Below are 26,709 nucleotides of genomic sequence, written 5' to 3'. Positions count from 1 at the left end.
GCGCAGAGCACTTGGGCAGCCGTGCATGGCGACATGTCCTCACTCAGGGTGTCCACGCCCTGGTTCGACGAGACCGGCGGTGAGAGTTCCTGGCTCCCGGGACATCTCTTCCCCGGTGACAGTGGCGGGACCGCGCCGGACTTGCACCGGCTTCCTCTCTTGCCGCCGTACTTGGCTCCGGCAGTCCACCACGGGGCGAGAACAGCCGTCAACTTGCTGTTGACCTGCGAGGAGAGAGTGTGCTGAGCCCCACACCGCCACCATGCCCGGCTGCCCGCCAAGACCGAATTGCACCGTGTTCCGGGGTCGTTGCGCAGGCCCGCGGACCGCCTTCCGACGACCCGGAACGCATCCCGCCGCGCACGTCCGCCTGTCGTCCCCTCGCGCCGGAGGCCCGGCACGACGAAGGGCGGGTACGGGACAGAGGGTCCCGTACCCGCCCTTCGTGCGGCAGAGCGTCGCCCGTGTCAGGAGACGATGATGAAGATCCCGTACGCCACGGCCGCCGCGCAGGCCGCGAAGCAGGCGTACGCGCCGGTGACCGCGAGGGCCGCCGAGTCGCCCCGGGCGGACGCCGACTCACGCTTGGAGAGGCCGACGATGCCGAGGGTGAAGAGGCCGACGAGTGCCACGGTGGCCCCGAGGCTGACTCCGAAGACGGAGCCGAGGGCTGCCCAGTCGATGTTCATGCTGTTGGTTCCTTACACCGTGGCCGGGCGGGTGGGCTCGGCGGAGGGGCCGGGGTCCGGCACCGGGATGGTGGCCTTGAGCTCGGAGTCGGCCGTGGTGACCGGGCCGGCCGGCGGCACGGCGACGGCGGCCATCGCCGTGGTGACGACGCCGGCGGGCTCGGCGTCGACGTCGTTCACGTTGTCGACGGTGACCGGCTGGCGGCGCGACAGCGTCCAGATGACGCCGGCGCCGGCGACCAGCAGCACGCCCGTGAGGACGATGCCCCAGGTGCCCTGCTTGGTCAGGAACTCGGCGGAGGCACCGGCCAGACCCGCGGCCGGCAGGGTCAGACCCCAGGCCACGAACATGCGGGTCGCGGTCGACCAGCGGACCACACCGCCCTTGCGGCCGAGGCCCGAGCCCATCACGGCGCCGGAGCAGACCTGGGTGGTGGAGAGGGAGAAGCCGATGTGCGAAGAGGCCAGGATGGCCGTCGCGGCGCTGGTCTGGGCGGCGAAGCCCTGCGGCGGCGCGAGGTCGGTGAGGCCCTTGCCCATCGTGCGGATGATGCGCCAGCCGCCCAGGTAGGTGCCGAGCGCGATGGCCATACCGGCCGAGACGATGACCCAGGTGGGAGGGTTCGAGCCGGGGGCGATGACGCCGCCGGTGACCAGGGCCAGGGTGATGATGCCCATCGTCTTCTGCGCGTCGTTCGTGCCGTGGGCGAGGGAGACCAGGCCGGCGGAGGCGATCTGGCCGGCGCGGTAGCCCTTGGCGGTCGCCTTCTCCTCGACGCGACCGCCGATGCGGTACGTCAGCCGGGTGGCCAGCATGGCGGCGATTCCGGCCACGATCGGCGCGGCCACCGCGGGGATGAGCACCTTGGTGACGACGGTCGAACCGTTCACCGACGACCAGCCCGCCGACATGACGGCGGCACCGATGAGGCCGCCGAAGAGTGCGTGGGAGGAGCTGGAGGGCAGACCCAGGAGCCAGGTCAGCAGATTCCAGAGGATGGCGCCGACGAGCGCCGCGAAGATCACTTCGGTGCGTATGCCCTCTTCGTTGATGATTCCGCCGGAGATCGTCTTGGCGACCTCCACCGAGAGGAACGCACCGACGAGATTCAGCACGGCGGACATGGCCACCGCCGTCTTGGGCTTGAGAGCGCCGGTCGAGATGGTCGTCGCCATCGCGTTGGCAGTGTCGTGGAAACCGTTCGTGAAATCGAACACGAGAGCGGTGACGATCACGATTCCGAGGAGGAGCGTGATGTGTTCCATTTACCCAGGCTTCTGTTGGACGTCAGTGGCATGTGGACCGTAAGCAACCTGGGTGAACGGAAGATGAACTGAGGCAGGCTGTGGGGTGTCTCAATCGGCGGGATGCCCCTCCGTTTGTGCCGGAGGGGTCCCCCGTTCCTCGAACGCAGGCGGAATATCGGGCTCCGCTACCAGTGTCTAGCCTCGGGCGAGCCGCTTGAGTCCGGTTATGGACCCATTGAAGAGATTTTGGTCACCCGGCAGGCTGCCGCTGTTGTCGTACTGCCAGAACGTCCAGTACGACCAGCCGGCGGGCAGGGTGCCGGCGTCCGCGGAGTCGTAGCGCGCCAGCCACAGGGCGTGGTTCGCGCCGAAGGCCCGGCTGGCGCCGGTGCAGGTGTTCCACCAGTGCGTGGTCGTGTAGATCACCGGGCGGCGGCCGGTCCGCCTCTTGACCTCGTCGCTGAACGCCTTGATCCAGCTCACCATCCCGGCCTTGCTCAGGCCGTAGCACTTGCGCTTGCCGTACGGGTTGTACTCGATGTCCAGCGCGGGCGGCAGCGTCCAGCCGTCCGCGCGCCAGGCGCCGCCGTTGCGCACGAAGTACGCGGCCTGGGTGGTGCCGGAGGACTTGTCCGGCACCGCGAAGTGATAGGCGCCGCGAAGGATGCCCGCGTCGCGCGCGCCGTTGTACTGCCGGCTGAAGTAGGGGTTGCGGTACGTGTGGGACTCCGTCGCCTTGACGTAGACGAACCGGGCGCCTTTCGCCCTGGCGCTCCGCCAGTCGACGTTCTTCTGGTGAGAGGAGACGTCGTGCCCCTTGGGCTTGCCCGCGGCGCTCGCCGGGAGCGCGGTGAGGGCGGTGCCCGCCGCGGTGAGCGCCGCCACGACGGCCGTCGCGGCCGTGGCGCGGACGCGGCGATGGAGTGGTTTGTGATCACGGGCCATATTTCCCCCCGGAATGGCGACGTGTACGACAAATCCCCCAGAGGCTACTGGAAGATCGGCGACCGGAGGTCGATCACCGGCCAATCCACCTCGGAAGGTGATCCGTGCCCATATGTGCCCTTACGGAGGCGTGCGCTCCGGCCTAAAGTGCCCTCGCCCACGACACGGCGAGGCCGCCTGCTGGCAGGATCGCGGCATGGCTGAACAGCGGCGGGACGCACGGGACGTGCGGGAGGAAGCACAGGCCGCGGGTGCGCGGGGCGCGGGGGGCGTGGGGGACGAGGTGGCGCGGGCCTGGGAGGAGCTCGTGACGACGGCCCGTCGGACAGTGGCCGACGGGCTGGTCGTCGGAACGTCGGGCAACGTGTCGGTCCGGGTCGGCGACACCGTCCTGGTCACGCCGACGGGAGTGCCGTACGACCGGCTCGCGCCCGAGGACGTCGTCGGCGTCGGCCTCGACGGGCGGCAGGTGCTCGGTTCGCTGCTGCCGACGAGCGAACTGCCGATGCATCTCGCCGTCTACCGCGCCACGGACGCCGTCGCCGTCGTCCACACCCACGCGGCCCACGCGACGGCCGTCTCGACGCTCGTCCCCGAGCTCCCGCTGATCCACTACATGGCCGCCGCCCTCGGCGGGCCGGTCCGTGTCGCCCCCTATGCGACGTACGGCACCGCGGAGTTGGCCGAGAACATGCTCCGGGCCCTCGACGGCCGCACCGCCTGCCTCCTCCAGAACCACGGCACCGTCGCCCACGGCACCTCCCTGTCCCAGGCGTACGACCGCACGGCCCAGCTGGAGTGGATGTCCCGCGTCTGGCTCCTCGCCGCGTCGGTCCCCGGCCTCACCCCGAACCTGCTGACCCAGGCCCAGGTGGCCCGGGTGGGCGAACACCTGAAGACCTACGGCCAGAAACCGTAGCCCCGACCGTCGCCTTCACTCCTCCGGCCGACTCCGGACACGGGGCCGCGCAGGCAGGGCAACCCGGGCGGGGGACGCCTTTCCCTCGGCTGTGACGCTCGGCCGGGGGCGCCTTTCCCACCGCCGCGGCGCTCGGCCAGGACGGACTGTTCCGGCGGTGCCGAGGCCGGGCACGGGTGGAGCCCTGCCCGCCCGGCCAGGGGAGAGATTGCCTCCCACCGACGCGGCGCCCGGCCGGGACCGACCGCTCCGGCGGTGCCGAGCCCGGCGCGCCCGGCCCCACGGAAAGACCCCCGCCCTCGGGCGTGCCCCCCGCGCTCCCACTGGCCGACCACGGTCTCCCCCGGGAGACTGAACCCGTGCGCACTGTCAAAGCGACGGCCGCAGCCGTCACCGTAGCCATCGCCGCGGGCGCAGCCTCCGTGGCGGCGGGCCGGTTCGCCAGCGACGCCGCACTGAAGGCGTCACCCGGTCGGCCCCTACCGACCGAACCCCGGCTCACCGTGCACGCCACGACGTCCGGCGGGATCACGCTCACCCGTGATCTGGCCTCACTGCGTCCGGGCACCTACGGCCTCGCCGGCAACGGCTCCCACGCGGTCGTCGGCCCGGTCCTGCGCGGCACACCCCACCCCGCCGACACGGTCGTCCGCCGCCTGGAGCGCGTCACCCACGGCGCCCTGGAGCCCGGCGACAAGGTGTGGCTCACCCCCAACCTGCACATCGGCGATCCGAGCTCCGCCCTCGGCCTGGAGACCGCCGACGTCGACATCCCCGGCGAACTCGGCGCACTGCCCGCCTGGTTCGTGCCCGCCGTCCGCGACACCTGGGTGATCGCCGTGCACGGCCTGGGCACCACCCGCGAGCACCCCATGAACGTCATGGAGTTCCTGAACCGCTACCACTTCCCGGTGCTCGACATCGCCTACCGCGGCGACCTCGGCGCACCCCGCCCCCAGGACGGGCTGAGCCACCTCGGCGAGACCGAGTGGCGCGACCTCGACGCCGCCATCCGCTACGCCGTGCGGTACGGCGCCGAACAGGTCGTCCTGTACGGGTGGTCCACCGGCGCCACCATGGCCCTGCTCGCCGCCACGCGGTCCGCCCTGCGCGAGCGGATCTCCGGGCTCGTCCTGGACTCCCCGGTCCTCGACTGGAAGGCCACGCTGCGCGCCCTCGCCACGGCCCGTCACACGCCGGGCGCCCTGCTGCCCCTCGCGGTGCGCGCCGCCCAGGGCCGCACGGGTCTGCGCGACGAGCGGCTCGACGGCGCGCATCCCGACCACCTCAAGGTGCCCACCCTGCTGGTGCACGGGCCGGACGACACCATCGCCCCCTGGGGACCCTCGCGCCGCTTCGCGCAGCGCCGTCCCGACCTGGTCACCCTGCACACCGTCCCGCAGGCCCCGCACGGCGCCATGTGGAACGCCGACCCGGAGACCTACGAGGAGGCGTTGCGCCGCTTCCTCACTCCCTTGATGTAGCCCGAGGCGGGTTCTTCCGCCGCTTCGCGGCAGCCCCTCCGGCGGGGCCGCACACCCGCTTCCGGTTCGGCGTCGGACGACTCCCGCGACGGCCCGTTCCCGCGTGTGTAGAGCCCCCGGAGCCCCGCCCCGCGAGCACCCCTGTCGCCCTCCGTGGCATTCCGTTTGGGTTTTCGGACCGTCAACCGGAAGACTGCACCCGTGACGTCCCGTAATCCGCGCGACTCCAGGCTCCGACTCGTCAGCCCACGGCCCCTGGCCGCCGCCCCCCGAGCGGTGACCCAGCGCCGCACGCGCCGCCCCGCACCGCGGCCGCCCGAGGGCACACCCCCGCCCGCGGAGCTGGCCCGCATGGCGCGCACCCGCCTGGCCGGCGCGGCCCGTGTCGCCCGCTGGGCGGACGCCGCCCTGCGCCCGGGTCGTGACGGCGGAACCCCCGACGGCAAGGGCACCCTGTCCGAGGCCACCGCCGAAGGGGCGGCCGCCGACCTCGGGCTGAGCACGGCTCAGGTCCGCGCGGACTGGGACACGGCACGCCTCGCGGGCCTCGTCGAGGTGCACGGCGACAGCGCCCGTCCGGGATGGCGGCTGCGCGCCTGGAACCGCGACGACAGCGCCGTCCTGCGCGGCTGGGTCGCCCTCTTCGACGCCTGGTCGCTCGCCCACCCGGAACCCGAGGACCGCGAACCCGCCGCCGTCGCCGAGGTCGTCTCCGCGATGCCCCAGGTGCTCTCCTTCCTCCAGCTCTCCGCCGGGCCCGTCCCGATGGAGCAACTCCTCGACCTGCTGGAGCAGCGCGTCACGGAACTGCGCACCGCGCGCTGCGAGGTCTCCTACGGCCCGCAGCCCGAGGCGGCACCGGAGGGCCCCGCGGTCGCGGACGCGGAACTCGCCCCCCTCCTCGACTGGGCCCTGCATGCCCTGGCCTCCGTCGGTGCCCTCACCTACGGGGACGGACAGGCCACCCTCACCCCGCTCGGCAGCTGGGCGGTCTGGGTCAAGCTGGAGCAGATCTGCGTCGCCGCGCAGAGCCCCGCCGGGAACATCGAGCAGCCCGCCGCGGACATGCTCCGGGGCTGCGCCCAACTGCGCCCGAACGCCGCCCGTGCCGAGTACCGCGCCTGGCTCGCCGCCCGTCCCGTCGGCAGCGCGGTCACCGAACTCCTCGACGCCGCCCGTGGCGAGGACGCCCTCACCCGCGGCCTCGCCTTCGAAGCCCTGCGCGTCGTCGGCGCCCCCGCCGAGCCCGATGTGCGTGCCGTGGCCGGCGAGAACCCGCTGCGTCCGTACGCCCTGCTGTGGCTGGCCGAGCACGACGGCCACGACCCCGAGGACGCCCACGAGGTGCTCACCCGGGAGGAAGCGACCTGGTTGTGGGTGGACACCGCCGCCGCCGTCGCCGACCACGGCGAAGCCCCGCTCCTCGTACGGCACTTGGAGTCGGCCGTGCAGCCGACCGTGCCCGCGCTGCTCGACGCGGTCCGCGCGGTCGGACACCCGCGCACGGTGCAGGTCCTGGTCGCACTCGCGGCCGCCCACCCGGATCCGGCGCTCGCCAAGGCCGTACGCCGGGCGGCCTTCCAGGTGCACACCGGAGGCAGCTGACGGGCGCGTCCCGCGAGCCGGTCCTGGAGCCCTACGCCCCTGTCTCGGGGGCGTAGGTGCCGAAGCTCCAGATGTTGCCCTCCAGGTCGCGGGCCATGTAGTCGCGGGAGCCGTAGTCCTGGTCGGTCGGGGGCATCACGATCTCGGCACCGTGGTCCACGGCCCGCTGGTGGTGGGCGTCGATGTCGTCCACCACCACGTACACCCCAGCGGGGCCGGCGTCCTTCATCGCGGTGTCGAACGCTCCGCCGCGGCCCTTGGACCCCAGCATCACCGCGCCGTGGCCCTGGACCAGCTCGGCGTGCATCACCGTGCCGTCCTCGCCCTCGTACACCGACGCCTCCGTGAAGCCGAAGGCCTCCGTGAGCTGCCTGATGGCCGCTTTCGCGTCCGCGTACAGCAGGGTCGGGTAGATGCTCGGGCGCCCGCCGTCCAAACCTGCCATGCCGATCACTTCCTCTGGTCCCGCCGCCGGATCTCGACCTGTCGCCCAGTCTTGCACCGGCCACCGACAACGCCCCGCCGATCGCGGGCCGCCACGACGGCGACCGGCGGGACGTGCGACCAGGCGGAGCCCGGAAGCCACCGGAGCACGTGATCTGACGGGGCGTACGGACCGGTGGATCGGCGGCTCAGCGGAACGTGTTGCACTGCGCCATGTCGCCGTTGCTGAAGCCCCGGTAGAACCACTGCTGCCGCTGCTCGGAGGAGCCGTGCGTCCAGGTCTCCGGGGTCACCCGGCCCTGGAACCTCTCCTGGATCCGGTCGTCCCCGACGGCCGCAGCCGCGTCCAGGCCGTCGCGGATGTCGGCGTCCGTGAGGCTGGTCAGCAGCGCCTTGCCGGTCACCGGGTCCCTCGTGGTCGTCGCGTGGTTCGCCCACACCCCGGCGTAGCAGTCGGCCTGCAGCTCCGTGCGCACCGAGTTGCTGTTCGCGCCGGTCACGCCGTCCTGTGCCTTGGCCAGCGTGCCCATCAGGTCCTGGACGTGGTGCCCGTACTCGTGCGCCACCACGTACGCCTGGGCGAACGGCCCGCCGCTGGAGCCGAACTTGTCGCGCAGTTCGTCGAAGAAGCCGAGGTCCAGGTAGACCTTCCGGTCCCCCGGGCAGTAGAAGGGCCCGACGGCGGACGTGGCCGTGCCGCACGCCGTGCCGACCCTGTTGGTGAAGAAGACTGTCGGCGAGGGCGTGTAGGTGCCGCTGCGGCGCGCGAACTCCTGCGTCCAGAAGTCCTGGACGCTGTTGACCACCGCCACCATGCGGCAGTCCTCCTTGGTGTTCGCGTCGCTTCCCTTCTTGCAGGTCTGCTGGACCTGCGCGAGGGAGGAGCTGGCCGCGTCCGGCTGGCCGTCGCCCGAGGACAGGCCGAGCTGGTCGGGGCCGACCCCGAAGAGCAGACCGAGGATCAGGGCTATGAGCGCGGCGACGCCGCCGCCGACGGTCGCTCTGCCGCCGGGGATTCGACTGCCGCGCACATCCTGGACCTCGGAGGTGTCCAGGTCGGCGTCGTCGTCGAACTGCATGCGCACACCACCCTCTGCCGCACGTCTCTCCGTGCCGCCATCCTCGTACGCCCCCGGACGCCCGGCCATTCGGGCGGAGGTCCGAACGGGCTACGCGCCCGCCCCCGCCCGTCGTGTCGGCGGCCTCCCGCGCCCCGCGCGTCTACGCTCCGCCTGTCCCGTGGGACGGTCCGTGACCGTCGGAGCACCCGGGACGGTCCGTGCTCTCTGCGCGGGCCGCCGAACGTGGCCGTCGGGGCGAGGGGGCAAGGTGGTCGTCGCGCGCATCGGTGTACCGAACGCGCCGCCCACGGCCCCGGACGTCTCGCCCGCCCCGACCGCTCCGGCCCCCGACGCTCCGGCTGCGCCGACACCCCGTCCAGGTCCGGCCCCGCCGACGGCCTCCGCCGGTCCGGCGACGCCGTCAGCCCTCCAGGGTTCGGCCATGTCCATCGTCCCCACCGCTCCGGCCCTCCCGGGACTTTCCGCCGTTCCGGCCCCGACCGCCCTTCCCCGTACCGTCCCGGCGGTCGCGCCGCCCGGCGCCGGGCGGCGCGACCGGAGTGGTGGTGGGCGCAGCGCCGTCCGGGCGTTCCTGCCCGTCGCCCTCGTGTTCCTCCTGGTGGTGCCGCTTCTCGTGGCGGCCCACACGGCACGTTCCACCCCCTTCGGAGACCGCCTCACCGTCCACGCGCGCGGGGAGCACGGCCCGCGGCCCGCGCTGCGCGCGCGGGGGGCGACGGTGGAGGCGTACGACGCGGTGACCGGGCGCCCTCGCTGGACCTACGCGCGCGAGGGGCGGCGGCCGCTCTCCGTGCTCCCCGCGCGCGGGGACGCGATCGCCCTCTGGGACGACGGGCTGGTCACCGCGACCGCGCGGGACGACGGCCGCGCGGTCCGCTGGCACCGGGCGCTCCCCGACGCCGCACCCTGGCTCGCGGGCCGCGGGGGAGCGGGCGTGCTGCGCGTCCTCGGCCCGCGCGTGCTCGCCGTCGTCACCCCGCGGCGCGTCGCCGCGTACCGCCTCGCCGACGGCGACCTGCGCTGGGTACTGCCCGCCCACCCGGGCTGCGCCTTCGCCCCCGCGCGCGCGGTGCGCCACGACGGCGCCCTGCTGATCGCCCAGCCGTGCGCCACCGCTGACGACTGGACCGCCGAGATCGTCGCCGTCGACGAGCTGGGCAGGATCACCCCCGACCGCGCCCCCCTGGGCGGCGTACGGCGGGGCGAGCATCACAGCGCCGAACACCCGCACGCAGAAAAAGTGCTTGCACGGCCCCGTTAGACTTGGCCCCATGGCCATTCTCCTCGCGCAATAGACGGCGGGAACGTCCTCAGCCGCCCATCCCGCCACCCATCCGCCCCAGGAGCATGTCCGTGATCTCCGCCTCCGCCATCGAGCTGCGCGCCGGCGCCCGTGTCCTCATCGAGTCCGCCACCTTCCGTATCGCCAAGGGCGACCGCGTCGGTCTGGTCGGCCGCAACGGCGCGGGGAAGACGACCCTCACCAAGGTCCTCGCGGGGGAGGGCATCCCCGCCGGCGGCACCGTCACCCGCTCCGGAGAGGTCGGCTATCTGCCGCAGGACCCGCGCACCGGCGACCTCGACGTGCTCGCCCGTGACCGCATCCTGTCCGCGCGCGGCCTGGACACCCTGATCCGCAAGATGCGGCAGAACGAGGAGCGGATCGCCACCGGCAGCGGCGCCACCCGTGACAAGGCCATGCGGCAGTACGAGCGCCAGGAGACGGAGTTCCTCACCAAGGGCGGGTACTCCGCCGAGGCCGAGGCCGCCACCATCGCCGCCGCGCTCAACCTGCCGGACCGCGTGCTCGGCCAGCCGCTGCACACGCTCTCCGGCGGTCAGCGGCGCCGTATCGAGCTGGCCCGCATTCTGTTCTCGGACGCCGACACCCTGCTGCTCGACGAGCCGACGAACCACCTCGACGCCGACTCGATCGTCTGGCTGCGCGACTACCTGAAGACCTACCGCGGCGGCTTCATCGTGATCTCCCACGACGTAGACCTCGTCGAGACGGTCGTCAACAAGGTCTTCTACCTCGACGCCAACCGCTCCCAGATCGACGTCTACAACATGGGCTGGAAGCTCTACCAGCAGCAGCGCGAGGCCGACGAGAAGCGCCGCAAGCGCGAGCGCCAGAACGCCGAGAAGAAGGCCGCCGCACTGAACGCGCAGGCCGACAAGATGCGCGCCAAGGCGACCAAGACGGTGGCAGCGCAGAACATGGCCAAGCGCGCCGACAAGCTGCTCGCCGGCCTCGAGGCGGTCCGCGTCTCCGACAAGGTCGCCAAGCTGCGTTTCCCCGAGCCCGCGCCCTGCGGCAAGACGCCGCTGATGGCCGAGGGGCTGTCGAAGTCGTACGGCTCGCTGGAGATCTTCACCGACGTCGACCTCGCCATCGACAAGGGCTCGCGCGTGGTCATCCTCGGCCTCAACGGCGCGGGCAAGACGACCCTGCTGCGACTGCTCGGCGGCGCCGAGCAGCCCGACACCGGCCAGGTCGTCGAGGGCCACGGCCTCAAGCTCGGCTACTACGCGCAGGAGCACGAGACCCTCGACCCGGAGCGCACGGTCCTGGAGAACATGCGCTCCGCCGCCCCCGACCTCGACCTGGTCGAGGTCCGCAAGGTGCTCGGTTCCTTCCTGTTCTCCGGTGACGACGTCGACAAGCCGGCCGGTGTCCTCTCCGGCGGTGAGAAGACCCGTCTCGCCCTCGCGACCCTCGTGGTCTCCTCGGCGAACGTGCTGCTGCTCGACGAGCCGACGAACAACCTCGACCCGGCCAGCCGCGAGGAGATCCTCGGCGCGCTGCGCACCTACAAGGGCGCCGTCGTCCTCGTCACCCACGACGAGGGCGCCGTCGAGGCGCTGCAGCCGGAGCGGATCATCCTGCTGCCGGACGGCGTCGAGGACCTGTGGGGCGCCGACTACGCGGACCTGGTCGCCCTCGCCTGACCCCTGCGACACGGCCACGGCCCGTCCCCGCCTTGGGCGGGCGGGTCAGCCCCGCTTGATCGAATGACTGATCCACTGCGTATGGATCATTCGGCCGATCCGTGATCCATCATCTGTGTGAGATCTCCTCGTACCGAGGTGTGTCGTACATCGATTTTGCGGCCGAGCCCTTTGTTCCCAAGGGCTCGGCCGCCTTGCGTCGCTGACCAGGTACTTCGCCGAAGAACCCGTTCGGGCGTACGGAACGGGACAGCCGGAACGAAAGATTCCACTCGTGGGGACGGGCTCCTGTCGTCAAAACCTTGTCTTACGGACCTTGCCGAATGGGTGGCCATGACGCCCAGGAGGGGTGATCATGAGAGTCCAGAGCGCACTTCCCATGAGGAGGCACGGGTGGCCGAGACTCTGAAGAAGGGCAGCCGGGTGACCGGCGCCGCGCGCGACAAGCTCGCGGCAGACCTGAAGAAGAAGTACGACTCCGGTGCGAGCATCCGAGCGCTGGCCGAAGAGACCGGCCGCTCGTATGGCTTCGTGCACCGGATGCTCAGCGAGTCGGGCGTCACGCTCCGAGGGCGTGGCGGAGCGACGAGGGGCAAGAAGGCCGCCTCGGCCTGAGGCCGGGCGTCCCCATCGGCTTCGGTGGTGGCCACCCGGTCGGTCGCGCGATCGGCCGGGTGGTTACTGTGCAGTCACTTAGGTGTGTCTCCTCGGGGCACGCACCTGATCCGACCGCACCCATCGGAGGCGCCCCATGGCTTCGCTCGACCCGGTACTCGACAAAGACGGCGTACGGCTCACCGTCGACGACGCGATCGCCACGGTGACGCTGACCAACCCGGCCAAGCGCAACGCCCAGAGTCCTGCTCTGTGGCGGGCGTTGACGCAGGCGGGACGGTCGCTGCCGGGCTCCGTCCGGGTGGTCGTCCTGCGCGCCGAGGGCAAGTCCTTCTCCGCGGGGCTCGACCGGCAGGCCTTCACGCCGGAGGGGTTCGACGGGGAACCGTCGTTCATCGATCTGGCGCGCGGCTCCGATGCCGAGCTCGACGCGACCATCGCCGAGTACCAGGAAGCGTTCACCTGGTGGCGGCGCAGCGACATCGTGTCCATCGCCGCTGTCCAGGGACATGCGATCGGTGCCGGCTTCCAGCTCGCCCTCGCCTGTGATCTGCGTGTCGTCGCGGACGACGTGCAGTTCGCCATGCGGGAGACCAGTCTGGGACTCGTCCCCGACCTGACGGGGACGCATCCGCTGGTGGGCCTGGTGGGTTATGCCCGCGCGCTCGAGATCTGCGCGACGGGCCGGCTCGTGACGGCCGACGAGGCCGAGCGCACCGGACTCGCCAACCTCGCCGTGCCCGCCGACCAGCTCGACGAGGCGGTACGGGACCTGTCCGCCGCGCTGCTCGCCGCACCGCGCGACGCCGTCATCGAGACGAAGGCGCTGCTGCGCGGCGCCCAGGAGCGGACGTACGAGGAGCAGCGCGTCGCCGAGCGGGCGGCGCAGGCCCGACGCCTCCGCGACCTCGCCGGCGTGGGCGACTGACACCGCGGCATCAGGAGCGAGGCACCGTCTGCCCGGTGCCCCGCGCCGACCCGTCGGCCGTCGTTCCGCGCCGGCCGTACGCATGAGTCGCCCCGCACTCGCCGTACGCATGAAGGGCACCCCTGGTACAGCGGGGTGCCCGTCGCGCGTCCCCGCCTCGCTCCCGGGCGGCGACGCGCCGGACGGGGGATCACTCCGTCACCGCCGTCACCAGGACCGTCACCGACGGGGCGTCCGGGAGGGCTCGGGCGACCGCCGCCCTGACGGCTCCCACCACCTCGACGGCGTGGCTGCGCGCGGCCACCGCCAGTTCGACGCGCACATGGCGCCGGGGCAGCGCCGCGTCACCGCCGGGACGGACCTCGATGTGCACCGGGTGGCCCAGGACGTCCGTCAGACGGCTCACCCCCGGCACGGACCGTGCGGCCGCCGCCACTCGTGCCTCCTCGGGATCCGTCGGCTCGGGCGCCGGACGCGGAGCGTCGGGGCGTTCGGCGACCGGTAGCTCGTCGTCCTCCAGCAGTCCCGTGATGCGCAGGTCGACCCGTGCCACCACCAGGCCGAGCCGGTCCGCCGCCGCGGCGAGGGCCGACCGCAGTCGCGCCGCGATGGCCGGCAGCGGCTCGGCACCCGGCGCCGTCGGATCCGCGGAGGCCCGGAACTCGGCGTCGACCCGCAGGGGCCCGGGCGGCAGCGCGCCGGGCGGGGGCACCACGACCGGGTCGTACACCTCGTCCGGATCGGCGAGCGCGATCCGCAGCGCGCCCACCCGTACTCCGCGCACGCGCTCCGCCGCGCTCCGCAGGACCGGTCCGGCCGCCGCCTCCGCGATCCACGCGCCGTCCTGCGGGAGCCCCAGGGGCAGCAGTCTGCCGAGCCCGAGCTGATGCCGCACCACCTGAGTCCACCGGTCCGCCGTCATTGCTCCAGCCTGCCCCATCCCCGGCGCGCGACCACGCAACCGCACTTACTGTGGGCACAGGAGGACGACCGAAAGGGACGTACGGCCATGACCGACATGACGGAGCCGAACCGGACGGGGAGCCCCGAAAGCGGGACGGAGTCGCCGCAGATCCGCAAGCCCACCAGACGCGGCGGCGGGGACCCCGCGACGCGTGGACGCACCACGATCGCCGACGGCGTGGTCGAGAAGATCGCCGGGCTCGCCGCCCGCGACGTGCTCGGCGTGCACGCGATGGGCAGCGGACTGAGCCGGACCTTCGGGGCGGTGCGCGACAGGGTGCCCGGCGGTGGCTCGAAGTCCGTCACACGGGGCGTGAAGGCGGAGGTCGGCGAGTTGCAGACCGCGCTCGACCTGGAGATCGTCGTCGACTACGGCGTCTCGATCGGCGATGTCGCCCGCGCCGTACGGGAGAACGTGGTCGCGGCCGTCGAGCGCATGACAGGACTCGAGGTGGTGGAAGTCAACATCGCGGTGAGTGATGTGAAGCTTCCCGAGGAAGAAGACGAGGAGCCGGAGTCGCGGCTCCAGTGACCCCCCGGCCACCGGACCACCGGTGATCACTCGGCCACCGACCTGCTGAGGAGCGCACCATGAGTTTGGCCGTGATCGGCATGATCGCCGGAATGGCGCTGGGCTTCGCCGGATACTTCGGGGGTTTCGGAGCCTTCCTCCTGGTGGCGGCCCTGGGCGCCGTCGGCTTCGTCGTCGGACGTTTCCTCGAAGGGGACCTGGACGTCGGCGACCTGTTCCGCACCCGCGACGACCGGCGGCGGTGACGCGTGCCAGGTCAGGCGGACCGGCTCGGTGAGACGCGGCGGCCCCTGACGGTCGTGCCGGCGGCCGAGCGCGGCGCGACCCGGATCGCCGACCGGGTGGTCGCGAAGATCGCCGCACAGGCGGCCCGCGAGGTGCTTCCCGCGCTGCCCGCGGAGGCCGGGGCCCCGCACGCCACCGTGGTCGTGCGCCGCCACGAGAAGGGCTCGGACCGGTCGGCGGGCACCCCGGCCGAGAGCGCCCACGTCCGGGTCAGCCTCGAACTCGACTACCCCTCCGACATCGGCGGCCGCTGCGGCGCGGTGCGTCGGCACGTCGCCGAGCGGGTAGAGGCGTTGGCGGGGATGGAAGTTCCGGAGGTGGCCGTCCAGGTGGAGCGGTTGCACCTGGCACACACGCCGGGCGCGGCACAGGGGAGGACGCGATGAGCGAGCCCCAGGGCTCGGAGAACACCCGGCGCATGCCCGTCATGGAGAAGGCCGGCGAGAGCGCACTCGGCCAGTCCGCCTCCGCGGCGGACTACGAACCACTGCGCACCGACGAGGACGAGGACGGCGGTCAGGGCCGCTTCTGGTCCGCCCGCCGGATCCCGGCGGGCGTCCTCGCGGTGCTGATCCTCCTCTGCGCGGGCGCCTTCCTCTACGACGTGGCGGCCGTACGCGCGCATCGGCCCGCCATGCGCTGGCGCAGGAACCTGGCCGACTCGCTCGCCGAACGGCCCCTGGACGACACCTGGGTGCTCGTCGGCGCGGGTGTCGCCGCGGCCGTCGGACTGTGGCTGATCGTCCTCGCGGCCACACCGGGACTGCGGGACGTCCTGCCGATGCGGCGCACCCACCCGGACGTGCGGGCCGGGCTGCACCGGGGCGCCGCGGCGATGGCGCTGCGCGACCGGGCCATGGAGGTCGCCGGCGTGCAGTCGGTCCGGGTCCACATGGGCCGGCGCAAGGCCTCCGTGCGCGCGCTCTCGCACTTCCGCGAACTCGACGACGTACGTGCCGATCTGGACGCCACGCTCGCCGACGGCATCCGGGGGCTCGGGCTCGCCCGGCCGCCCTCCCTGTCGGTGCACGTGAGGCGCCCCGGACGGAAGGGGTGAGGCAGTGCTGCGCATCGTCAACCGCGTACTGATCGGGATCATCGGTCTCGCGCTGCTGGTCCTCGGCGGATCCGTGCTCGCCGTCGGGCTCGGCGTGCGCCCGCCGTCGTGGTGGATCCACGAAGGGCGGCACGACGTGCTGCTCAGCGACGCCGACCGGGCCCGCTGGCGGGACCACGGGTGGTGGTGGCCGGCCGTCGTCGCCGCCCTCGCGGTCCTGTTGCTGCTCGCCCTGTGGTGGCTGGTGGCCGTGCTGCGGCGCCGTCGGCTCGCCGAGGTGCTCGTGGACACCGGCGACGGCGAGGGCGCGCTGCTGCGCGGACGGGCCCTGGAAGGCGTACTGGCCGCCGAGGCGGGCAGGCTGGACGGCGTCGCGCAGGCGCACGTGCTGCTGACCGGACGGCGCAGCACGCCGGAGGCACGCGTGCAGCTCCAGCTGGAACCGCACGTGGACCCCGGGGACGCGCTGCATCTGCTCACCACGGAGGCGCTCGCGCACGCCCGGGACTCCGCGGGCCTCGCCTCGCTCCCCGCGGAGGCGCGCCTGCGCGGGGTCAAGCACCGGGCCGAGCGCGTGAGCTGACCCGCCGAGCCGTCCGTGCGCCGTCCGGCAGCCGTGCCGCACGGCCGCGTTGAGCAGCCGTTCCGCACGGCGGTGTCGAGAAGCCCTACCGCGCACCGGTGTTCAGAGGCGGAACCGGCCGCCGGCCGTCAGAAGCCGTGCCGCATGCCGCCGTCCACCGGCAGCATGATGCCGGTCAGGTAGGAGGCTGCCGGCGAGAGCAGGAACGCGGCCGCGCGGCCGAACTCCTCGGGACTGCCGTAGCGGCGCAGCGGGATGCGTGCCTCGTTGGCCGCGCGGGTGGCCTCCGGGTCGGCGGACAGACCGTCCAGCTCGCGCACGCGGTCGGTGTCGATGCGCGACGGCAGCAGCCCGAGGACGCGGATGCCGCGCGGGCCGAGCTCGTCCGCGAGGGACTTGGCGAAGCCCGCGAGGCCGGGACGCAGGCCGTTGGAGATGGTCAGCCCGGGGATCGGCTCGTGCACCGAGCCGGAGAGCACGAACCCGATGACCCCGCCCTCGCCGAGCTCCGCGGCGGCCGTGCGGGCCAGTCGCACCGCGCCGAGGAAGACCGCGTCGAACGCGGCCGTCCACTGCTCGTCGGTGTTGTCGGCGACGAATCCCGGCGGCGGTCCGCCGACGCTGATCAGGATGCCGTCGAAACCACCGAAGTGCTCATGGGCCGCCGCGACGAGCCGGGTCGCGGTCGCCGGGTCGCCGTTGTCGGCGGCGACACCGACCGCGTTCGGGCCGAGCGCGGACGCCGCCTCGGCGGCGGCCTTCTCGTCGCGCCCGGTGACGATCACCTTCGCGCCGTCGGCGACGAGTTCACGCGCGGCGGCGTTGCCCAGCCCGCGGGTGGCTCCCGTGACGACGTACACACGGTCCTTCAGTCCAAGATCCATGCCCCCTATCCTGCCCGGTCGCCCCCGAACAGGGCGAGGGCGGTGCTCACCAGGCCGATGTGGCTGAACGCCTGGGGGAAATTGCCGAGCTGGCGTCCGGCGACGGGGTCGTACTCCTCGGACAGCAGACCCACGTCGTTGGTCAGCGCCACCAGCCGGTCGAACAGCTCGCGGGCCTCCTGCTTCCGGCCCGTCGCGTGCAGCGCCTCCGCGAGCCAGAACGAGCAGACGAGGAACGTGCCCTCGCCGCCGGGAAGCCCGTCGACGACGTGCTTGCCGGGGCTGCTGACGGACATCTCGGTCTCGCTCAGGGACACCTCGGTCTCGCTGACGGACAACTCGGCCTCGTCGACGGACACCTCGACGGCGCCGGACGGGTCGATGTCGTAGCGCCGCAGGAAGCCGTTGTTGTCGAGCTCCGCGCGGACGGCGTCGATCGTGCCGACGACCCTCGGATCGTCGGGCGGCAGGAAACCGACGCGGGGGATCAGGAGCAAGGAGGCGTCCAGCTCGCGCGAGCCGTAGGACTGGGTGAACGTGTTCCGCTCCGGGTCGAAGCCGCGCTCGCACACCTCGCGGTGCACCTCGTCGCGCATCGCGCGCCAGCCCTCCAGGTCGCCGCCGAGTGCCGGCTCGCTCTCCAGGGCGCGCACCGCGCGGTCGGCGGCCACCCAGGCCATCACCTTGGAGTACACGAAGTGCCTGCGCGGGCCCCGCACTTCCCAGATGCCCTCGTCGGGCTGCCGCCACGCCGTGCGCACGAAGTCCATCAGGGCGCACCACACCCGCCACATATGGGGCTTGAACGGCAGACCCGAACGCCGTGACAGCGCCAGCGAGTCGATGACCTCGCCGTACACGTCCAGCTGCAGCTGTTCCACGGCGGCGTTGCCGATCCGGACCGGGGTCGAGCCCGCGAAGCCGGAAAGCCACGGCAGCTCGAACTCGGTCAGCCGGCGCTCACCGGACAGGCCGTACATGATCTGCAGGTCCGCCGGGTCGCCCGCGACCGCCCGCAGCAGCCAGTCGCGCCAGGCCTCGGCCTCCTCGTGGTAGCCGGCCGACAGCAGGGCGCCGAGGGTGAGGGTGGAGTCGCGCAGCCAGCAGTACCGGTAGTCCCAGTTGCGGACGCCGCCGAGTTCCTCGGGCAGCGAGGTGGTGGGAGCGGCCACGATGCCGCCGGTCGGCGAGTAGGTGAGGGCCTTGAGGGTGATCAGGGAGCGCACCACGGCGTCCCGGTGCGGGCCGTCGTAGCGGCAGCCCGCCGCCCATGCCTGCCAGTCCTCGACGCTGCTGCGCAGTGCCTCGAAGGGGTCGCCCAGCGGCGGACGCGGTTCGTGCGAGGGGTGCCAGGTCAGGACGAAGGCCACCTTCTGCCCGGCCTCGACCGTGAACTCCGAGTACGTGCGGAAGTCCTTGCCCCAGGTCCGCACGGGCGGCTCGCTGCGCAGCCAGACCGAGTCGGGGCCCGCGACCGCCACCCGGTGGCCCTCCGCGCGGCGCATCCACGGCACGATCGAGCCGTAGTCGAAGCGCAGCCGCAGCTGGCTCTGCACGGTGACCCGGCCGCTCAGCCCCTCGATGACGCGTACGACGTCGGGGGCGACGTCGCGCTGCGGCATCAGGTCGGTCACCCGGACCGCCCCCTCGTCGGTCTCCCACTCGGTGTCCAGCACGAGCGTGTCCGGGCGGTAGGCGCGCCGGGTGCAGGGGCCGGCGCCCTTGGGGGAGATCCGCCAGTGGCCGTTGTCCTCGTCGCCCAGCAGCGCGGCGAAGCAGGCCGCCGAGTCGAACCGGGGCAGACACAGCCAGTCGATGGAGCCGTACCGGCTCACCAGGGCCGCGGTCTGCTCGTCCCCGATGAGCGCGTAGTCCTCGATGCGTGGGTCCACGTGGGGCGAGTTCCCCGGTCGGGGGCGGAGTCAATCCGGGCGGGGGCCGACCGGGTGACCTCCGGCCGGGACCGTCCGGCCCGATGGGTGGGTGGCGCGGCGGGTGGACGGGTGGCGCGGCGGCCGTCGGCCCGGGCGAGGGCGTAGGGGCTACACGCCCGCGGGGGCCGCCTCCGGAGCGGTCTCCGCCTGCGCGGACGCCGCCCTGTCACGGCGTTCACGGCGGACCAGGACCGCCCAGCCCACGGGGACGCCCGCGGAGAACAGCCACCACTGGATCGCGTAGGCCATGTGCGGACCGATGTCGCTGTGCTCGGGATCGGGGATCAGCTCGGGGGAGCCGCCCTTCGGCCGCGGCGCGGTCTGTTCGATGTACCCGCCGAGGACCTGTTTGCCGAGCCGCCGGGCCTCCTGCCCGCTGTCGATCAGCATGACCTGCCGGTCGGGCAGGCCCTTGACGTTCTTGATGCCGCTGTCGGCGGTCGTCTGGTCGGCCATCAGCCGTCCGGTGACGGTGGTCTCGCCGCGCGCCGGAGCCGGGATCCTGGGGAACTGGGTCTGTGCGCCGTCCGCCGGGACCCAGCCCCGGTTGACCATGAGAACCCGGCCGTCGTCGAGGACGAACGGGGTGAGGACGTGGTAGCCGACCTCGCCGTCGGAGTTCGTGCGACGGCGTACGACCTCTTCGTGCGCGGTGTCGAAGTGGCCCTTCGCGGTCACCCGGCGGTACAGGTCGTCGTGGGCGATCTGCCGTCCTGGCGCGGTCAGTGACGCGGCCGGCACCGGATCGGCGGCGAGCGAGTCGGAGATCACCTTGTTCAGTGCGACCTTGTGCTCGTGCCGGTGCAGCTGCCAGTAGCCCAGCTTGATCATCGTCGGGATGAGCGCGAGGGTCACGAGGGTGAGGATCACCCACTGCCGGGACAACAGGAAGCGGTACACCCCATTGACGGTACTCGGCACGATTCGGCCCCCGACGGGAGGGTCCCGTCGGGGGCCGTGCGACCCGGCGGTCAGACCTTGTCGATGATCCCCACCTTCCCCTCCGCGCGGGCGCAGTGCGCCCCGCAGAACCAGTGGCCCTCGACCTCGACCCCTTGGCCGATGATCTGCACGCGACAGTGCTCGCAGATGGGGGCCATCCGGTGGATCGCGCAGGAGAAGCAGTCGAAGACGTGCACCGAGCCCTGCGCGTGCACCTCGAACGTCATGCCGTAGTCATTGCCACATACTTCGCATCTCGCCATGCGCCACAGGGTGAGGCGCCGACGCGGCGCGGGCGAGCGGGAGCCGGGCGAGTCGTGCGCCAATCACCCGTACGTCCGTCAGCGGCCCGCACCCCGGCTCCGCCCGCCGCGGCGGCCCCGCGCCCCCGTGGCGGGGGTCCTTCCACGGTCGAGGGGCCCTCGCGCGGTGGGTCCGTCCCCGCGGCCGGTCACCCTTCGGTGGCCGGCTCCACGTCCCGCAGGAGCTGGCCGAACGCGGCCTCGTCGATCACCGGTGTGCCGAACTGCCTGGCCTTGACCACCTTGGACGTGCCGGAGTCCGGGTCGTTGGTGACGAGCAGGCTGGTGAGCCGGGACAGGCTCGTCGCGACGTGCAGTCCGGCCTCGACGGCGCGGTCCTCCAGCAGCTCGCGGTCGACGGACGTGTCCCCGGAGAACGCCACCCGCATGCCCTGCTTGAGCGGTTTGCCCTCTTCGTACCGCCCTGGGTTGGGATGGGGGCATGCGGGACGCTTGCGTGAAGGGCGCCAACTCCCGGACGGATAACCGCCGGACTGCCGGCCGATCCGCGGCGCTGCCGGACTGTCGGACCACTCCTTCAGCGGCCGGCACTCCAGCAGCGGCAGCCGCACACCGTCGCGGGCGGCGGCCCGCAGGCTCGGCCGGAACGCCTCGGCCAGCACGCGCGCGTCGTCCAGCGCGTGGTGCGCGCGCTGCTGCACGACGCCGAAGTGCGCGGCCAGCGACTCCAGCTTGTGATTGGGCAGCGGCAGCCGCAGTTCCTTGGAGAGGGCGATGGTGCACAGCCGCTGCCGCACCGGGGCCTCGCGCTCCACGCGCGCGTACTCGCGGGCGATCATGGACCAGTCGAAGACCGCGTTGTGCGCGACCAGCACGCGGTCCGCGAGCCGGGCGGCGAACTCCTCGGCGACCTCGTGGAAGAACGGGGCCCCATCGAGCATCTCGCTCGTCAGCCCGTGGATCCACACCGGGCCCGGATCGCGCTCCGGATTGACCATCGTGTACCAGTGGTCCTCGACCTCGCCGCGCGCGTCCAGCCGGTAGACGGCGGCGGAGATGATCCGGTCGTCGCGGGCCAGTCCGGTGGTCTCCACGTCAACGACCGCGTATCCCTGCGGATACGCGGCCGGCCAGGAGGCTGGGGACGCTGCGGTCGTGAGGTCTTCGAGCATGGTCCATGAGGATACGGGCCGCGACTGACAGCCCGGTCCCCGCCTTCCCGGACGCGGAGAGCGCTCCGGCGCACCACGGGCCGCCGCGGCACGGCCGTCCCGGGCCCCCGTTCAGCGCGCGAGGAGTCCGTCCACCAACGCCCGTACGGAGGTGACGAACAGCCTCTCCTCGTCCACCGGACGGGCGAGCGCGCGGGCCAGGGCCGCGTCCGGCCCGGCGGTCTCGGCGTCCCACGCCTCCTCCTCGGCGGGCCGCTGCGCCGGCGCGCGTTCGCGGTTGCGCTCGACGAGCACGAAGCCGACGACCTGGAACTGCACCGCGCGCACCACCTCGGCCGCCCGCGCGCCCTCCAGCCCCGCCGCGTGCGCCTCGCGCACCAGGGCCTGCCGGGCGGGCAGGAACATCCGCTCGGTCAGACCGCGTTCGTGCACCATCGCGACGAGGTGCGGATGGGCGCGCAGCTGCCGGCGCAGGGCGCGCGCCAGCGACACGATGCGCTGCGCCGGGGTGCGCCCGGTGGGCCGCAGCGCGCCGAGGTCGGCGACGGTCCGCTCGACGAGGGCGTCGAGCAGCGACTCGCGGTTGCCGACGTGCCAGTAGATCGAGGTGACCGCGGTGCCCAGCTCGGCGGCGAGCTTGCGCATCGTCAGAGCGTCCGGGCCGTGCTGCGTCACCAGACCCGCGGCGGTGTCGAGCACCCGCTCGCGGGTGAGTACCGGTCTGCTCACGGGCGCCCCCAAGGCTTTGTCACGCACACGTATTTACCCTTCGCGGACTCTGCTGTAACTGTGTTACAGGCGCCAGTGACGGACCATCAGAAACCTCCCGAAGCACCTGACGAAGGGCGGTACGACATGGCACGCGTGAGGTACGGCGCGCGGACCGGGGCGGAGATCGCCGCCGCGCGCGCCGCGAGCTCCAGGCTCCCCGACATCTGGTCCACCGGAGTGGTGGCCGTCTGGGAGAGCGATCCGGACGCGGTCGCGGCGGTCCTGCCGCCGCCGCTGAAACCCACCGGACGCCCCCTGGTGCGGGTCAACATCAGCAAGGTCGACCTGCCCGGATATCCGCTGGGCGCGGGTTCGTTCGCCGTCGCCGCCGCACACGACGGTGTCGAGGGCTGGTATCCGCTCGTCATGCCGATGACCCACGAGCGGGCCCTGATCGGCGGCCGTGAGGTCTTCGGGGAGCCCAAGAAGCTCGGTGAGGTGACGGTCGATCGCGACGGTCTCGTCGTACGCGCCGCGCTCGCCCGGCACGGCATCGCGTTCGTCGAGGTGCGCGGCGCGGTGAGCGGTGACCTCCCGCTGCCCGGGCCCGTCCGGAAGACCGACTTCTACTTCAAGTTCCTTCCCGGGGTGGACGGTTCGGGGTTCGACGCCGATCCCGTCCTCGTGCACTGCGTGCGCAACGAGAAGGTGCGCAGGCTGGAGCGCGTCACCGGGGACGTCGTCCTGCGCGAGTCCATGTACGACCCGGTCGCCGACCTCCCCGTGCGCGAACTCGTCGAGATCACCATCGGCGAGAAGACCACCGACCAGCAGGGCAGGGTCGTCGAACGCGTCAGCGCCCAGGCCCTGATGCCGTACATCCACCAGCGCTACGACGATCCGCAGCAGATCCTCGACGGTCCGCCCGAGGGGAGCGTCTGATGCCGCGTCCTCCCGGTGCACACCACTCCCAGGACCACCCCACGGGGCCGGCACGGAAGGACGGGCGGACATGGAGCTGACACCGGGCCAGGTCGCCGTGGTCACCGGCGCCGCGAGCGGCATCGGTCTCGCGATGGCGCGCCGCTTCGCCGCGGACGGTCTGAAGGTGGTCCTCGCGGACGTCGAGGAGGGCGCCCTGGAGGACGCCGCCGACGGGTTGCGCAAGGACGGCGCCGACGTGCACGCGTGCGTGGTGGACGTCGCGGACCGCGCGCAGGTGGAGGCGCTCGCCACCGAGACGTACGAGCGGTACGGCGCCGTCCACGTGCTGTGCAACAACGCCGGTGTCGGCTCCGGCGCCGAGGGCCGCATGTGGGAGCACGACCCCAACGACTGGAAGTGGGCGTTCGCCGTCAACGTGTGGGGCGTCTTCCACGGCGTCCAGGCGTTCGTCCCGCGGATGATCGCCGGGGGAGAGCCGGGACACGTCGTCAACACCTCGTCCGGGGACGGCGGTATCGCCCCGCTGCCCACCGCGTCCGTGTACGCCGTCACCAAGGCGGCCGTCGTGACGATGACCGAGTCGCTCTACGCGCATCTGAAGGCGGAACGCGCGCGCGTCGGCGCGTCCGTGCTCTTCCCCGGTCCCCACATGCTCCGTACCGGACTGTGGGAGTCGCACCGCAACCGGCCCGCGCGCTACGCGAAGCAGAAACCCAGGAAGACCCCGTACCGCAGCCTCGGCCAGTGGGAGGCCGCGATGAAGGAGGCCGGCCACGAGGTGCGGTTCACGCCCGTCGAGGACGTCGCCGACCTCGTCGCCCAGGGCATCCGCGCCGGCCGCTTCTGGCTGCTGCCCGAGAGCGAGCACAGCGACCGGCAGATCCGCGCGCGGTCGCAGTCGATGCTCGACCGGGCCGACCCGTCGTATCTCGAACACTTCATCCTGGACTGAGGGAGCCGTGATGCCGGACCAGGACCCCTACCTGATCATCTCCTCCGACTGCCACGCCGGACTCCCCACCGAGGAGTACCGGCCCTATCTGGACTCCCGCTTCCACCGGGACTTCGACGACTTCCTCGCGGGCCGGGACCGGCGCCGCGAGGAGATGACACGGCTCGGCATCCGCAACGAGTCCTTCGCGAACAAGTGGTTCCAGGACAACGAGGAGGGGCTGCGCGGCGGCTGGGACACCGCGCAGCGCCTCAAGGAGCTGGACGGCGACGGTGTGGCGGCGGAGGTGGTCTTCCCCGACGCGGACGCCGTGGACAGCCGGACCGCCGCCCCCTTCGGTGTCGGTCTCGGCCTGTCCGGCGACCACGACCCGGAGCTCGGCATGGCCGGTGCGCAGGCCCACAACCGCTGGCTCGCCGACTTCGTCTCCGAGAACCCCGAACGGCATTGCGGGGTCGCCCTGCTGCCGGTCACCGCGGACACCGGGCGCGTCGTCGCCGAGGTGCACCGGGCGAAGGAGTCGGGACTCGGTGCCCTCATGATCCCGTCCATGTGGGTGGACAAGGAGCCGTACCACGACCGCCGTTACGACCCCGTGTGGGCGGCGGCGGCCGAATGCGGGATGCCGGTGGTCACCCACTCCGGGGCGGCCCCGCGCCACGAGTACGGCGACCACCTCGGCATCTATGTCAGCGAGGTGACCTGGTGGCCCGCCCGCCCCCTGTGGTTCCTGCTCTGGTCGGGCGTCCTCGAACGGCACCCGGGCCTGAGGTTCGGAGTCGCCGAGTCGGGCTGCTGGTGGCTGCCGAACCTGCTGTGGTTCATGGACCGCCTCTACCTCGGCGCGCACGGCGGCAAGAAGCTGTCCCCCTTCGCCGAGCTGAAGCGGCCCCCGCACGAGTACCTCGACCGCCAGCTCTTCATCTGCGCGACCAACACCAAGCGCCGCGAACTGGCCCAGCGCTACGAGATCGGCGTCGACAACATCCTCTGGGGCAGCGACTTCCCGCACCCCGAGGGCACCTGGCCCGACACGCGCGCGTGGCTGAAGAGGACCTTCCACGACATCCCCGTCGTCGAGACGCGCCGCATGCTCGGCCTGGCGGCCGCCGAGGTCTTCGGCTTCGACGTCGACAGGCTGGCACCGCTCGCCCGGCGCATCGGCCCGACACCCGCCGAACTCGGCCAGCCGGACGACCAGTCGGCCGTCGAGGCCTCCTGGGCGCACTCGCGCGAGGTGGGCCGCCACTGGCTCACGGACCATGACTTCCCCGCCCTGGGGGTGACCCCGTGACGGAAGCCCGACACGACCCGGGCGGGCCGGACGACCGGTACACGGTGATCTCCGCCGACTGCCACGCCGGCGCCGATCTTCTCGACTACCGGCCGTACTTGGCGGCGAAGCACCACGACGCCTTCGACGCCTGGGCGGCCACCTACGTCAACCCCTACGCGGACCTCCTCGCCGACACGGCCGACCGGAACTGGAACTCCGAGCGGCGCGTCGCGGAGCTGGAGGCGGACGGAATCGTCGCGGAGGTCGTCTTCCCCAACACGATCCCGCCGTTCTTCCCCTCCGCCTCCCTGATGGCGCCGGCCCCGACCGCGGAGGAGTTCGAGCAGCGGTGGGCCGGACTGCGCGCCCACAACCGCTGGCTCGCGGACTTCTGCGCGGCCGCCCCGGGCCGCCGGGCGGGCGTCTTCCAGATCCTGCTGAACGACGTGGACGAAGCGGTGAAGGAGATCAGGTGGGCGGTCGGCGCGGGCCTGCGCGGCGGCCTGCTGCTCCCCGGCACACCGCCGGGCTCGGGCCTGCCCGAGCTCTACTCCTCGGCGTACGACCCGATCTGGGCGGTCTGCGACGAACTGGACGTCCCCGTCAACCACCACGCGGGCTCGGCGTCACCGCCCCTGGGCGACGAGCCGGCCGCCCGCGCGGTGTTCATGGTGGAGACGACGTGGTTCTCGCACCGGGCGCTGTGGCACCTCGTCTTCGGCGGCGCGTTCCGCCGCCACCCCGGCCTGAAGCTCGTCCTCACCGAGCAGGGCTCCGGCTGGATCCCCGGCGTGCTGGACATGCTGGACTACTACCACGGGCGGCTGGTGGCCGCGGCCACGAAGGCGTCGACGGCCGAGTCGAAGTTCGGCGCGGGACTCGCCGCGGCGATGGGCAAGGGGCCCTCGCAGGTCTGGCGGGAGAACTGCTTCGTCGGGGCCAGCTTCATGCGTCCGCACGAGGTGCCGCTGCGCGACCGCATCGGCCTCGACAAGATCATGTGGGGCAGCGACTACCCGCACGACGAGGGCACCCACCCGTACTCCCGCGAAGGGCTGCGCATCGCCTACGCGGGCCTGCCGCGGGACGAGGTCGCGGCGATGGTGGGCGGCAACGCGGCGCGCGTGTACGGCTTCGACCTGGACCGGCTGGACGAGATCGCGGCGAAGGCAGGGCCGACGGCGGCCGAGATCGCCGAGCCGCTCGGCACCCCGCCCGCGGACGCGACCAGCCCGGTGTTCGCGAAGGGGGGCTCGGTACGGGTGTGGTGACCGAAGCGTCGGTACGCCGACGGCGGCG

General features: G+C 72.7%; 28 protein-coding genes and 1 riboswitch. Of the genes, 16 read left to right on the top strand and 12 right to left on the bottom strand.

Annotated features, from left to right (window positions below; genetic code table 11):
* Positions 1 to 64: 64 nt before the first annotated feature.
* Positions 65 to 205, bottom strand: a riboswitch (cobalamin riboswitch).
* Positions 206 to 467: 262 nt separating this feature from the next.
* From ABEB03_RS45200 to ABEB03_RS45190, 3 genes are all read right to left on the bottom strand, one after another.
* Positions 468 to 689 (bottom strand): hypothetical protein, encoded by a 222-nt coding sequence (locus tag ABEB03_RS45200; protein WP_095933436.1) that lies wholly within the window; start codon positions 687 to 689, stop codon positions 468 to 470.
* A 12-nt stretch (positions 690 to 701) separates the two neighbouring features.
* Positions 702 to 1,955, bottom strand: coding sequence for an inorganic phosphate transporter (locus tag ABEB03_RS45195; RefSeq protein ID WP_345658989.1), 1,254 nt, complete (start codon positions 1,953 to 1,955; stop codon positions 702 to 704).
* 177 nt (positions 1,956 to 2,132) lie between these two features.
* Positions 2,133 to 2,882, bottom strand: coding sequence for a lysozyme (locus ABEB03_RS45190; RefSeq protein WP_345658987.1), 750 nt, complete (start codon positions 2,880 to 2,882; stop codon positions 2,133 to 2,135).
* A 196-nt stretch (positions 2,883 to 3,078) separates the two neighbouring features.
* Between ABEB03_RS45190 and ABEB03_RS45185 the strand changes: the two genes are divergently transcribed.
* From ABEB03_RS45185 to ABEB03_RS45175, 3 genes are all read left to right on the top strand, one after another.
* A complete protein-coding gene (locus ABEB03_RS45185; protein WP_345658986.1) occupies positions 3,079 to 3,801 on the top strand; it encodes a class II aldolase/adducin family protein in 723 nt (240 codons plus the stop codon).
* Positions 3,802 to 4,160: 359 nt separating this feature from the next.
* Positions 4,161 to 5,285, top strand: coding sequence for an alpha/beta hydrolase (locus ABEB03_RS45180; RefSeq protein ID WP_345658985.1), 1,125 nt, complete (start codon positions 4,161 to 4,163; stop codon positions 5,283 to 5,285).
* A 201-nt stretch (positions 5,286 to 5,486) separates the two neighbouring features.
* On the top strand, positions 5,487 to 6,890 hold the full coding sequence (locus ABEB03_RS45175) for a hypothetical protein (RefSeq protein ID WP_345658984.1): 1,404 nt from the start codon (positions 5,487 to 5,489) through the stop codon (positions 6,888 to 6,890).
* Positions 6,891 to 6,921: 31 nt separating this feature from the next.
* Here ABEB03_RS45175 and ABEB03_RS45170 read toward each other — a convergent pair whose 3' ends face one another.
* Both ABEB03_RS45170 and ypfJ read right to left on the bottom strand, forming a co-directional pair.
* Positions 6,922 to 7,335, bottom strand: a complete 414-nt coding sequence (locus ABEB03_RS45170) for a VOC family protein (RefSeq protein ID WP_095933540.1) — start codon at positions 7,333 to 7,335, stop codon at positions 6,922 to 6,924.
* 187 nt (positions 7,336 to 7,522) lie between these two features.
* Positions 7,523 to 8,413 (bottom strand): KPN_02809 family neutral zinc metallopeptidase, encoded by an 891-nt coding sequence (gene ypfJ / locus ABEB03_RS45165; RefSeq protein ID WP_345658983.1) that lies wholly within the window; start codon positions 8,411 to 8,413, stop codon positions 7,523 to 7,525.
* Positions 8,414 to 8,837: 424 nt separating this feature from the next.
* Between ypfJ and ABEB03_RS45160 the strand changes: the two genes are divergently transcribed.
* The 4 genes from ABEB03_RS45160 (at position 8,838) to ABEB03_RS45145 (ending at position 12,911) form a co-directional block, all read left to right on the top strand.
* Positions 8,838 to 9,677, top strand: coding sequence for an outer membrane protein assembly factor BamB family protein (locus ABEB03_RS45160; RefSeq protein WP_345658982.1), 840 nt, complete (start codon positions 8,838 to 8,840; stop codon positions 9,675 to 9,677).
* A 92-nt stretch (positions 9,678 to 9,769) separates the two neighbouring features.
* Complete coding sequence (gene abc-f, locus ABEB03_RS45155; protein ID WP_095933428.1) at positions 9,770 to 11,368, top strand: ribosomal protection-like ABC-F family protein; 1,599 nt, start codon at positions 9,770 to 9,772, stop codon at positions 11,366 to 11,368.
* A gap of 393 nt (positions 11,369 to 11,761) precedes the next feature.
* Positions 11,762 to 11,983 carry a helix-turn-helix domain-containing protein gene (locus ABEB03_RS45150; RefSeq protein ID WP_006123601.1) on the top strand — a complete coding sequence of 74 codons (222 nt, stop codon included), beginning with the start codon at positions 11,762 to 11,764 and terminating at the stop codon, positions 11,981 to 11,983.
* Positions 11,984 to 12,119: 136 nt separating this feature from the next.
* Positions 12,120 to 12,911 (top strand): enoyl-CoA hydratase/isomerase family protein, encoded by a 792-nt coding sequence (locus ABEB03_RS45145; RefSeq protein WP_095933406.1) that lies wholly within the window; start codon positions 12,120 to 12,122, stop codon positions 12,909 to 12,911.
* A 190-nt stretch (positions 12,912 to 13,101) separates the two neighbouring features.
* On the opposite strand, the gene ABEB03_RS45140 is transcribed toward ABEB03_RS45145, so the two are convergent.
* Positions 13,102 to 13,833: a nucleopolyhedrovirus P10 family protein gene (locus tag ABEB03_RS45140; RefSeq protein WP_345658981.1), complete on the bottom strand. Its 732-nt coding sequence runs from the start codon at positions 13,831 to 13,833 to the stop codon at positions 13,102 to 13,104.
* An 87-nt stretch (positions 13,834 to 13,920) separates the two neighbouring features.
* On the opposite strand from ABEB03_RS45140, the gene ABEB03_RS45135 reads away from it, so the two are divergent.
* The 5 genes from ABEB03_RS45135 to amaP are packed head-to-tail and all read left to right on the top strand — an operon-like array spanning position 13,921 to position 16,331.
* Positions 13,921 to 14,406, top strand: coding sequence for an Asp23/Gls24 family envelope stress response protein (locus tag ABEB03_RS45135; protein ID WP_345658980.1), 486 nt, complete (start codon positions 13,921 to 13,923; stop codon positions 14,404 to 14,406).
* A 59-nt stretch (positions 14,407 to 14,465) separates the two neighbouring features.
* On the top strand, positions 14,466 to 14,651 hold the full coding sequence (locus tag ABEB03_RS45130; protein ID WP_345658979.1) for a hypothetical protein: 186 nt from the start codon (positions 14,466 to 14,468) through the stop codon (positions 14,649 to 14,651).
* A gap of 3 nt (positions 14,652 to 14,654) precedes the next feature.
* Positions 14,655 to 15,077, top strand: coding sequence for an Asp23/Gls24 family envelope stress response protein (locus ABEB03_RS45125; protein ID WP_345658978.1), 423 nt, complete (start codon positions 14,655 to 14,657; stop codon positions 15,075 to 15,077).
* Positions 15,074 to 15,748: a DUF6286 domain-containing protein gene (locus tag ABEB03_RS45120; RefSeq protein ID WP_345658977.1), complete on the top strand. Its 675-nt coding sequence runs from the start codon at positions 15,074 to 15,076 to the stop codon at positions 15,746 to 15,748. Before ABEB03_RS45125 ends, ABEB03_RS45120 begins: the two co-directional genes overlap by 4 nt.
* 4 nt (positions 15,749 to 15,752) lie before the next feature.
* A complete protein-coding gene (gene amaP, locus ABEB03_RS45115; protein ID WP_345658976.1) occupies positions 15,753 to 16,331 on the top strand; it encodes an alkaline shock response membrane anchor protein AmaP in 579 nt (192 codons plus the stop codon).
* A gap of 128 nt (positions 16,332 to 16,459) precedes the next feature.
* Here amaP and ABEB03_RS45110 read toward each other — a convergent pair whose 3' ends face one another.
* From ABEB03_RS45110 to ABEB03_RS45085, 6 genes are all read right to left on the bottom strand, one after another.
* Positions 16,460 to 17,215 carry an SDR family oxidoreductase gene (locus ABEB03_RS45110; RefSeq protein ID WP_345658975.1) on the bottom strand — a complete coding sequence of 252 codons (756 nt, stop codon included), beginning with the start codon at positions 17,213 to 17,215 and terminating at the stop codon, positions 16,460 to 16,462.
* 5 nt (positions 17,216 to 17,220) lie between these two features.
* Positions 17,221 to 19,107, bottom strand: coding sequence for a glycoside hydrolase family 15 protein (locus ABEB03_RS45105; RefSeq protein ID WP_345658973.1), 1,887 nt, complete (start codon positions 19,105 to 19,107; stop codon positions 17,221 to 17,223).
* A 150-nt stretch (positions 19,108 to 19,257) separates the two neighbouring features.
* Positions 19,258 to 20,049, bottom strand: coding sequence for an SURF1 family cytochrome oxidase biogenesis protein (locus tag ABEB03_RS45100; protein ID WP_345658972.1), 792 nt, complete (start codon positions 20,047 to 20,049; stop codon positions 19,258 to 19,260).
* A gap of 71 nt (positions 20,050 to 20,120) precedes the next feature.
* A complete protein-coding gene (locus tag ABEB03_RS45095) occupies positions 20,121 to 20,354 on the bottom strand; it encodes a hypothetical protein (RefSeq protein ID WP_078629285.1) in 234 nt (77 codons plus the stop codon).
* A gap of 188 nt (positions 20,355 to 20,542) precedes the next feature.
* Positions 20,543 to 21,526 (bottom strand): DEDDh family exonuclease, encoded by a 984-nt coding sequence (locus tag ABEB03_RS45090; RefSeq protein WP_345658971.1) that lies wholly within the window; start codon positions 21,524 to 21,526, stop codon positions 20,543 to 20,545.
* A gap of 111 nt (positions 21,527 to 21,637) precedes the next feature.
* The gene (locus ABEB03_RS45085; protein ID WP_345658970.1) at positions 21,638 to 22,255 is read right to left on the bottom strand and encodes a TetR/AcrR family transcriptional regulator; all 618 of its coding nucleotides are present in this window, start codon (positions 22,253 to 22,255) and stop codon (positions 21,638 to 21,640) included.
* Positions 22,256 to 22,381: 126 nt separating this feature from the next.
* On the opposite strand from ABEB03_RS45085, the gene ABEB03_RS45080 reads away from it, so the two are divergent.
* From ABEB03_RS45080 to ABEB03_RS45065, 4 genes are all read left to right on the top strand, one after another.
* On the top strand, positions 22,382 to 23,179 hold the full coding sequence (locus tag ABEB03_RS45080) for an acetoacetate decarboxylase family protein (protein ID WP_345658969.1): 798 nt from the start codon (positions 22,382 to 22,384) through the stop codon (positions 23,177 to 23,179).
* 70 nt (positions 23,180 to 23,249) lie between these two features.
* On the top strand, positions 23,250 to 24,134 hold the full coding sequence (locus tag ABEB03_RS45075; protein WP_345658967.1) for an SDR family NAD(P)-dependent oxidoreductase: 885 nt from the start codon (positions 23,250 to 23,252) through the stop codon (positions 24,132 to 24,134).
* 10 nt (positions 24,135 to 24,144) lie between these two features.
* A complete protein-coding gene (locus ABEB03_RS45070) occupies positions 24,145 to 25,428 on the top strand; it encodes an amidohydrolase family protein (protein WP_345658965.1) in 1,284 nt (427 codons plus the stop codon).
* Positions 25,425 to 26,681, top strand: a complete 1,257-nt coding sequence (locus ABEB03_RS45065) for an amidohydrolase family protein (RefSeq protein ID WP_345658964.1) — start codon at positions 25,425 to 25,427, stop codon at positions 26,679 to 26,681. The genes ABEB03_RS45070 and ABEB03_RS45065 overlap by 4 nt, the downstream gene beginning before the upstream one ends.
* The last annotated feature ends 28 nt before the right edge of the window (positions 26,682 to 26,709 follow it).

Source organism: Streptomyces siamensis, assembly GCF_039543605.1.
GTDB lineage: Bacteria > Actinomycetota > Actinomycetes > Streptomycetales > Streptomycetaceae > Streptomyces > Streptomyces siamensis.
This window is presented reverse-complemented; position numbering and strand designations above follow the sequence as displayed.

Bases quoted from the DNA above. Each gene is read 5' to 3' on its own strand.
- ABEB03_RS45200 (WP_095933436.1), bottom strand. From the start codon at position 689: ATGAACATCGACTGGGCAGCCCTCGGCTCCGTCTTCGGAGTCAGCCTC.
- ABEB03_RS45195 (WP_345658989.1), bottom strand. From the start codon at position 1,955: ATGGAACACATCACGCTCCTCCTCGGAATCGTGATCGTCACCGCTCTC.
- ABEB03_RS45190 (WP_345658987.1), bottom strand. From the start codon at position 2,882: ATGGCCCGTGATCACAAACCACTCCATCGCCGCGTCCGCGCCACGGCC.
- ABEB03_RS45185 (WP_345658986.1), top strand. From the start codon at position 3,079: ATGGCTGAACAGCGGCGGGACGCACGGGACGTGCGGGAGGAAGCACAG.
- ABEB03_RS45170 (WP_095933540.1), bottom strand. From the start codon at position 7,335: ATGGCAGGTTTGGACGGCGGGCGCCCGAGCATCTACCCGACCCTGCTG.
- ypfJ (WP_345658983.1), bottom strand. From the start codon at position 8,413: ATGCAGTTCGACGACGACGCCGACCTGGACACCTCCGAGGTCCAGGAT.
- ABEB03_RS45160 (WP_345658982.1), top strand. From the start codon at position 8,838: ATGTCCATCGTCCCCACCGCTCCGGCCCTCCCGGGACTTTCCGCCGTT.
- ABEB03_RS45145 (WP_095933406.1), top strand. From the start codon at position 12,120: ATGGCTTCGCTCGACCCGGTACTCGACAAAGACGGCGTACGGCTCACC.
- ABEB03_RS45140 (WP_345658981.1), bottom strand. From the start codon at position 13,833: ATGACGGCGGACCGGTGGACTCAGGTGGTGCGGCATCAGCTCGGGCTC.
- ABEB03_RS45135 (WP_345658980.1), top strand. From the start codon at position 13,921: ATGACCGACATGACGGAGCCGAACCGGACGGGGAGCCCCGAAAGCGGG.
- ABEB03_RS45130 (WP_345658979.1), top strand. From the start codon at position 14,466: ATGAGTTTGGCCGTGATCGGCATGATCGCCGGAATGGCGCTGGGCTTC.
- ABEB03_RS45120 (WP_345658977.1), top strand. From the start codon at position 15,074: ATGAGCGAGCCCCAGGGCTCGGAGAACACCCGGCGCATGCCCGTCATG.
- ABEB03_RS45110 (WP_345658975.1), bottom strand. From the start codon at position 17,215: ATGGATCTTGGACTGAAGGACCGTGTGTACGTCGTCACGGGAGCCACC.
- ABEB03_RS45095 (WP_078629285.1), bottom strand. From the start codon at position 20,354: ATGGCGAGATGCGAAGTATGTGGCAATGACTACGGCATGACGTTCGAG.
- ABEB03_RS45090 (WP_345658971.1), bottom strand. From the start codon at position 21,526: ATGCTCGAAGACCTCACGACCGCAGCGTCCCCAGCCTCCTGGCCGGCC.
- ABEB03_RS45080 (WP_345658969.1), top strand. From the start codon at position 22,382: ATGGCACGCGTGAGGTACGGCGCGCGGACCGGGGCGGAGATCGCCGCC.
- ABEB03_RS45075 (WP_345658967.1), top strand. From the start codon at position 23,250: ATGGAGCTGACACCGGGCCAGGTCGCCGTGGTCACCGGCGCCGCGAGC.
- ABEB03_RS45070 (WP_345658965.1), top strand. From the start codon at position 24,145: ATGCCGGACCAGGACCCCTACCTGATCATCTCCTCCGACTGCCACGCC.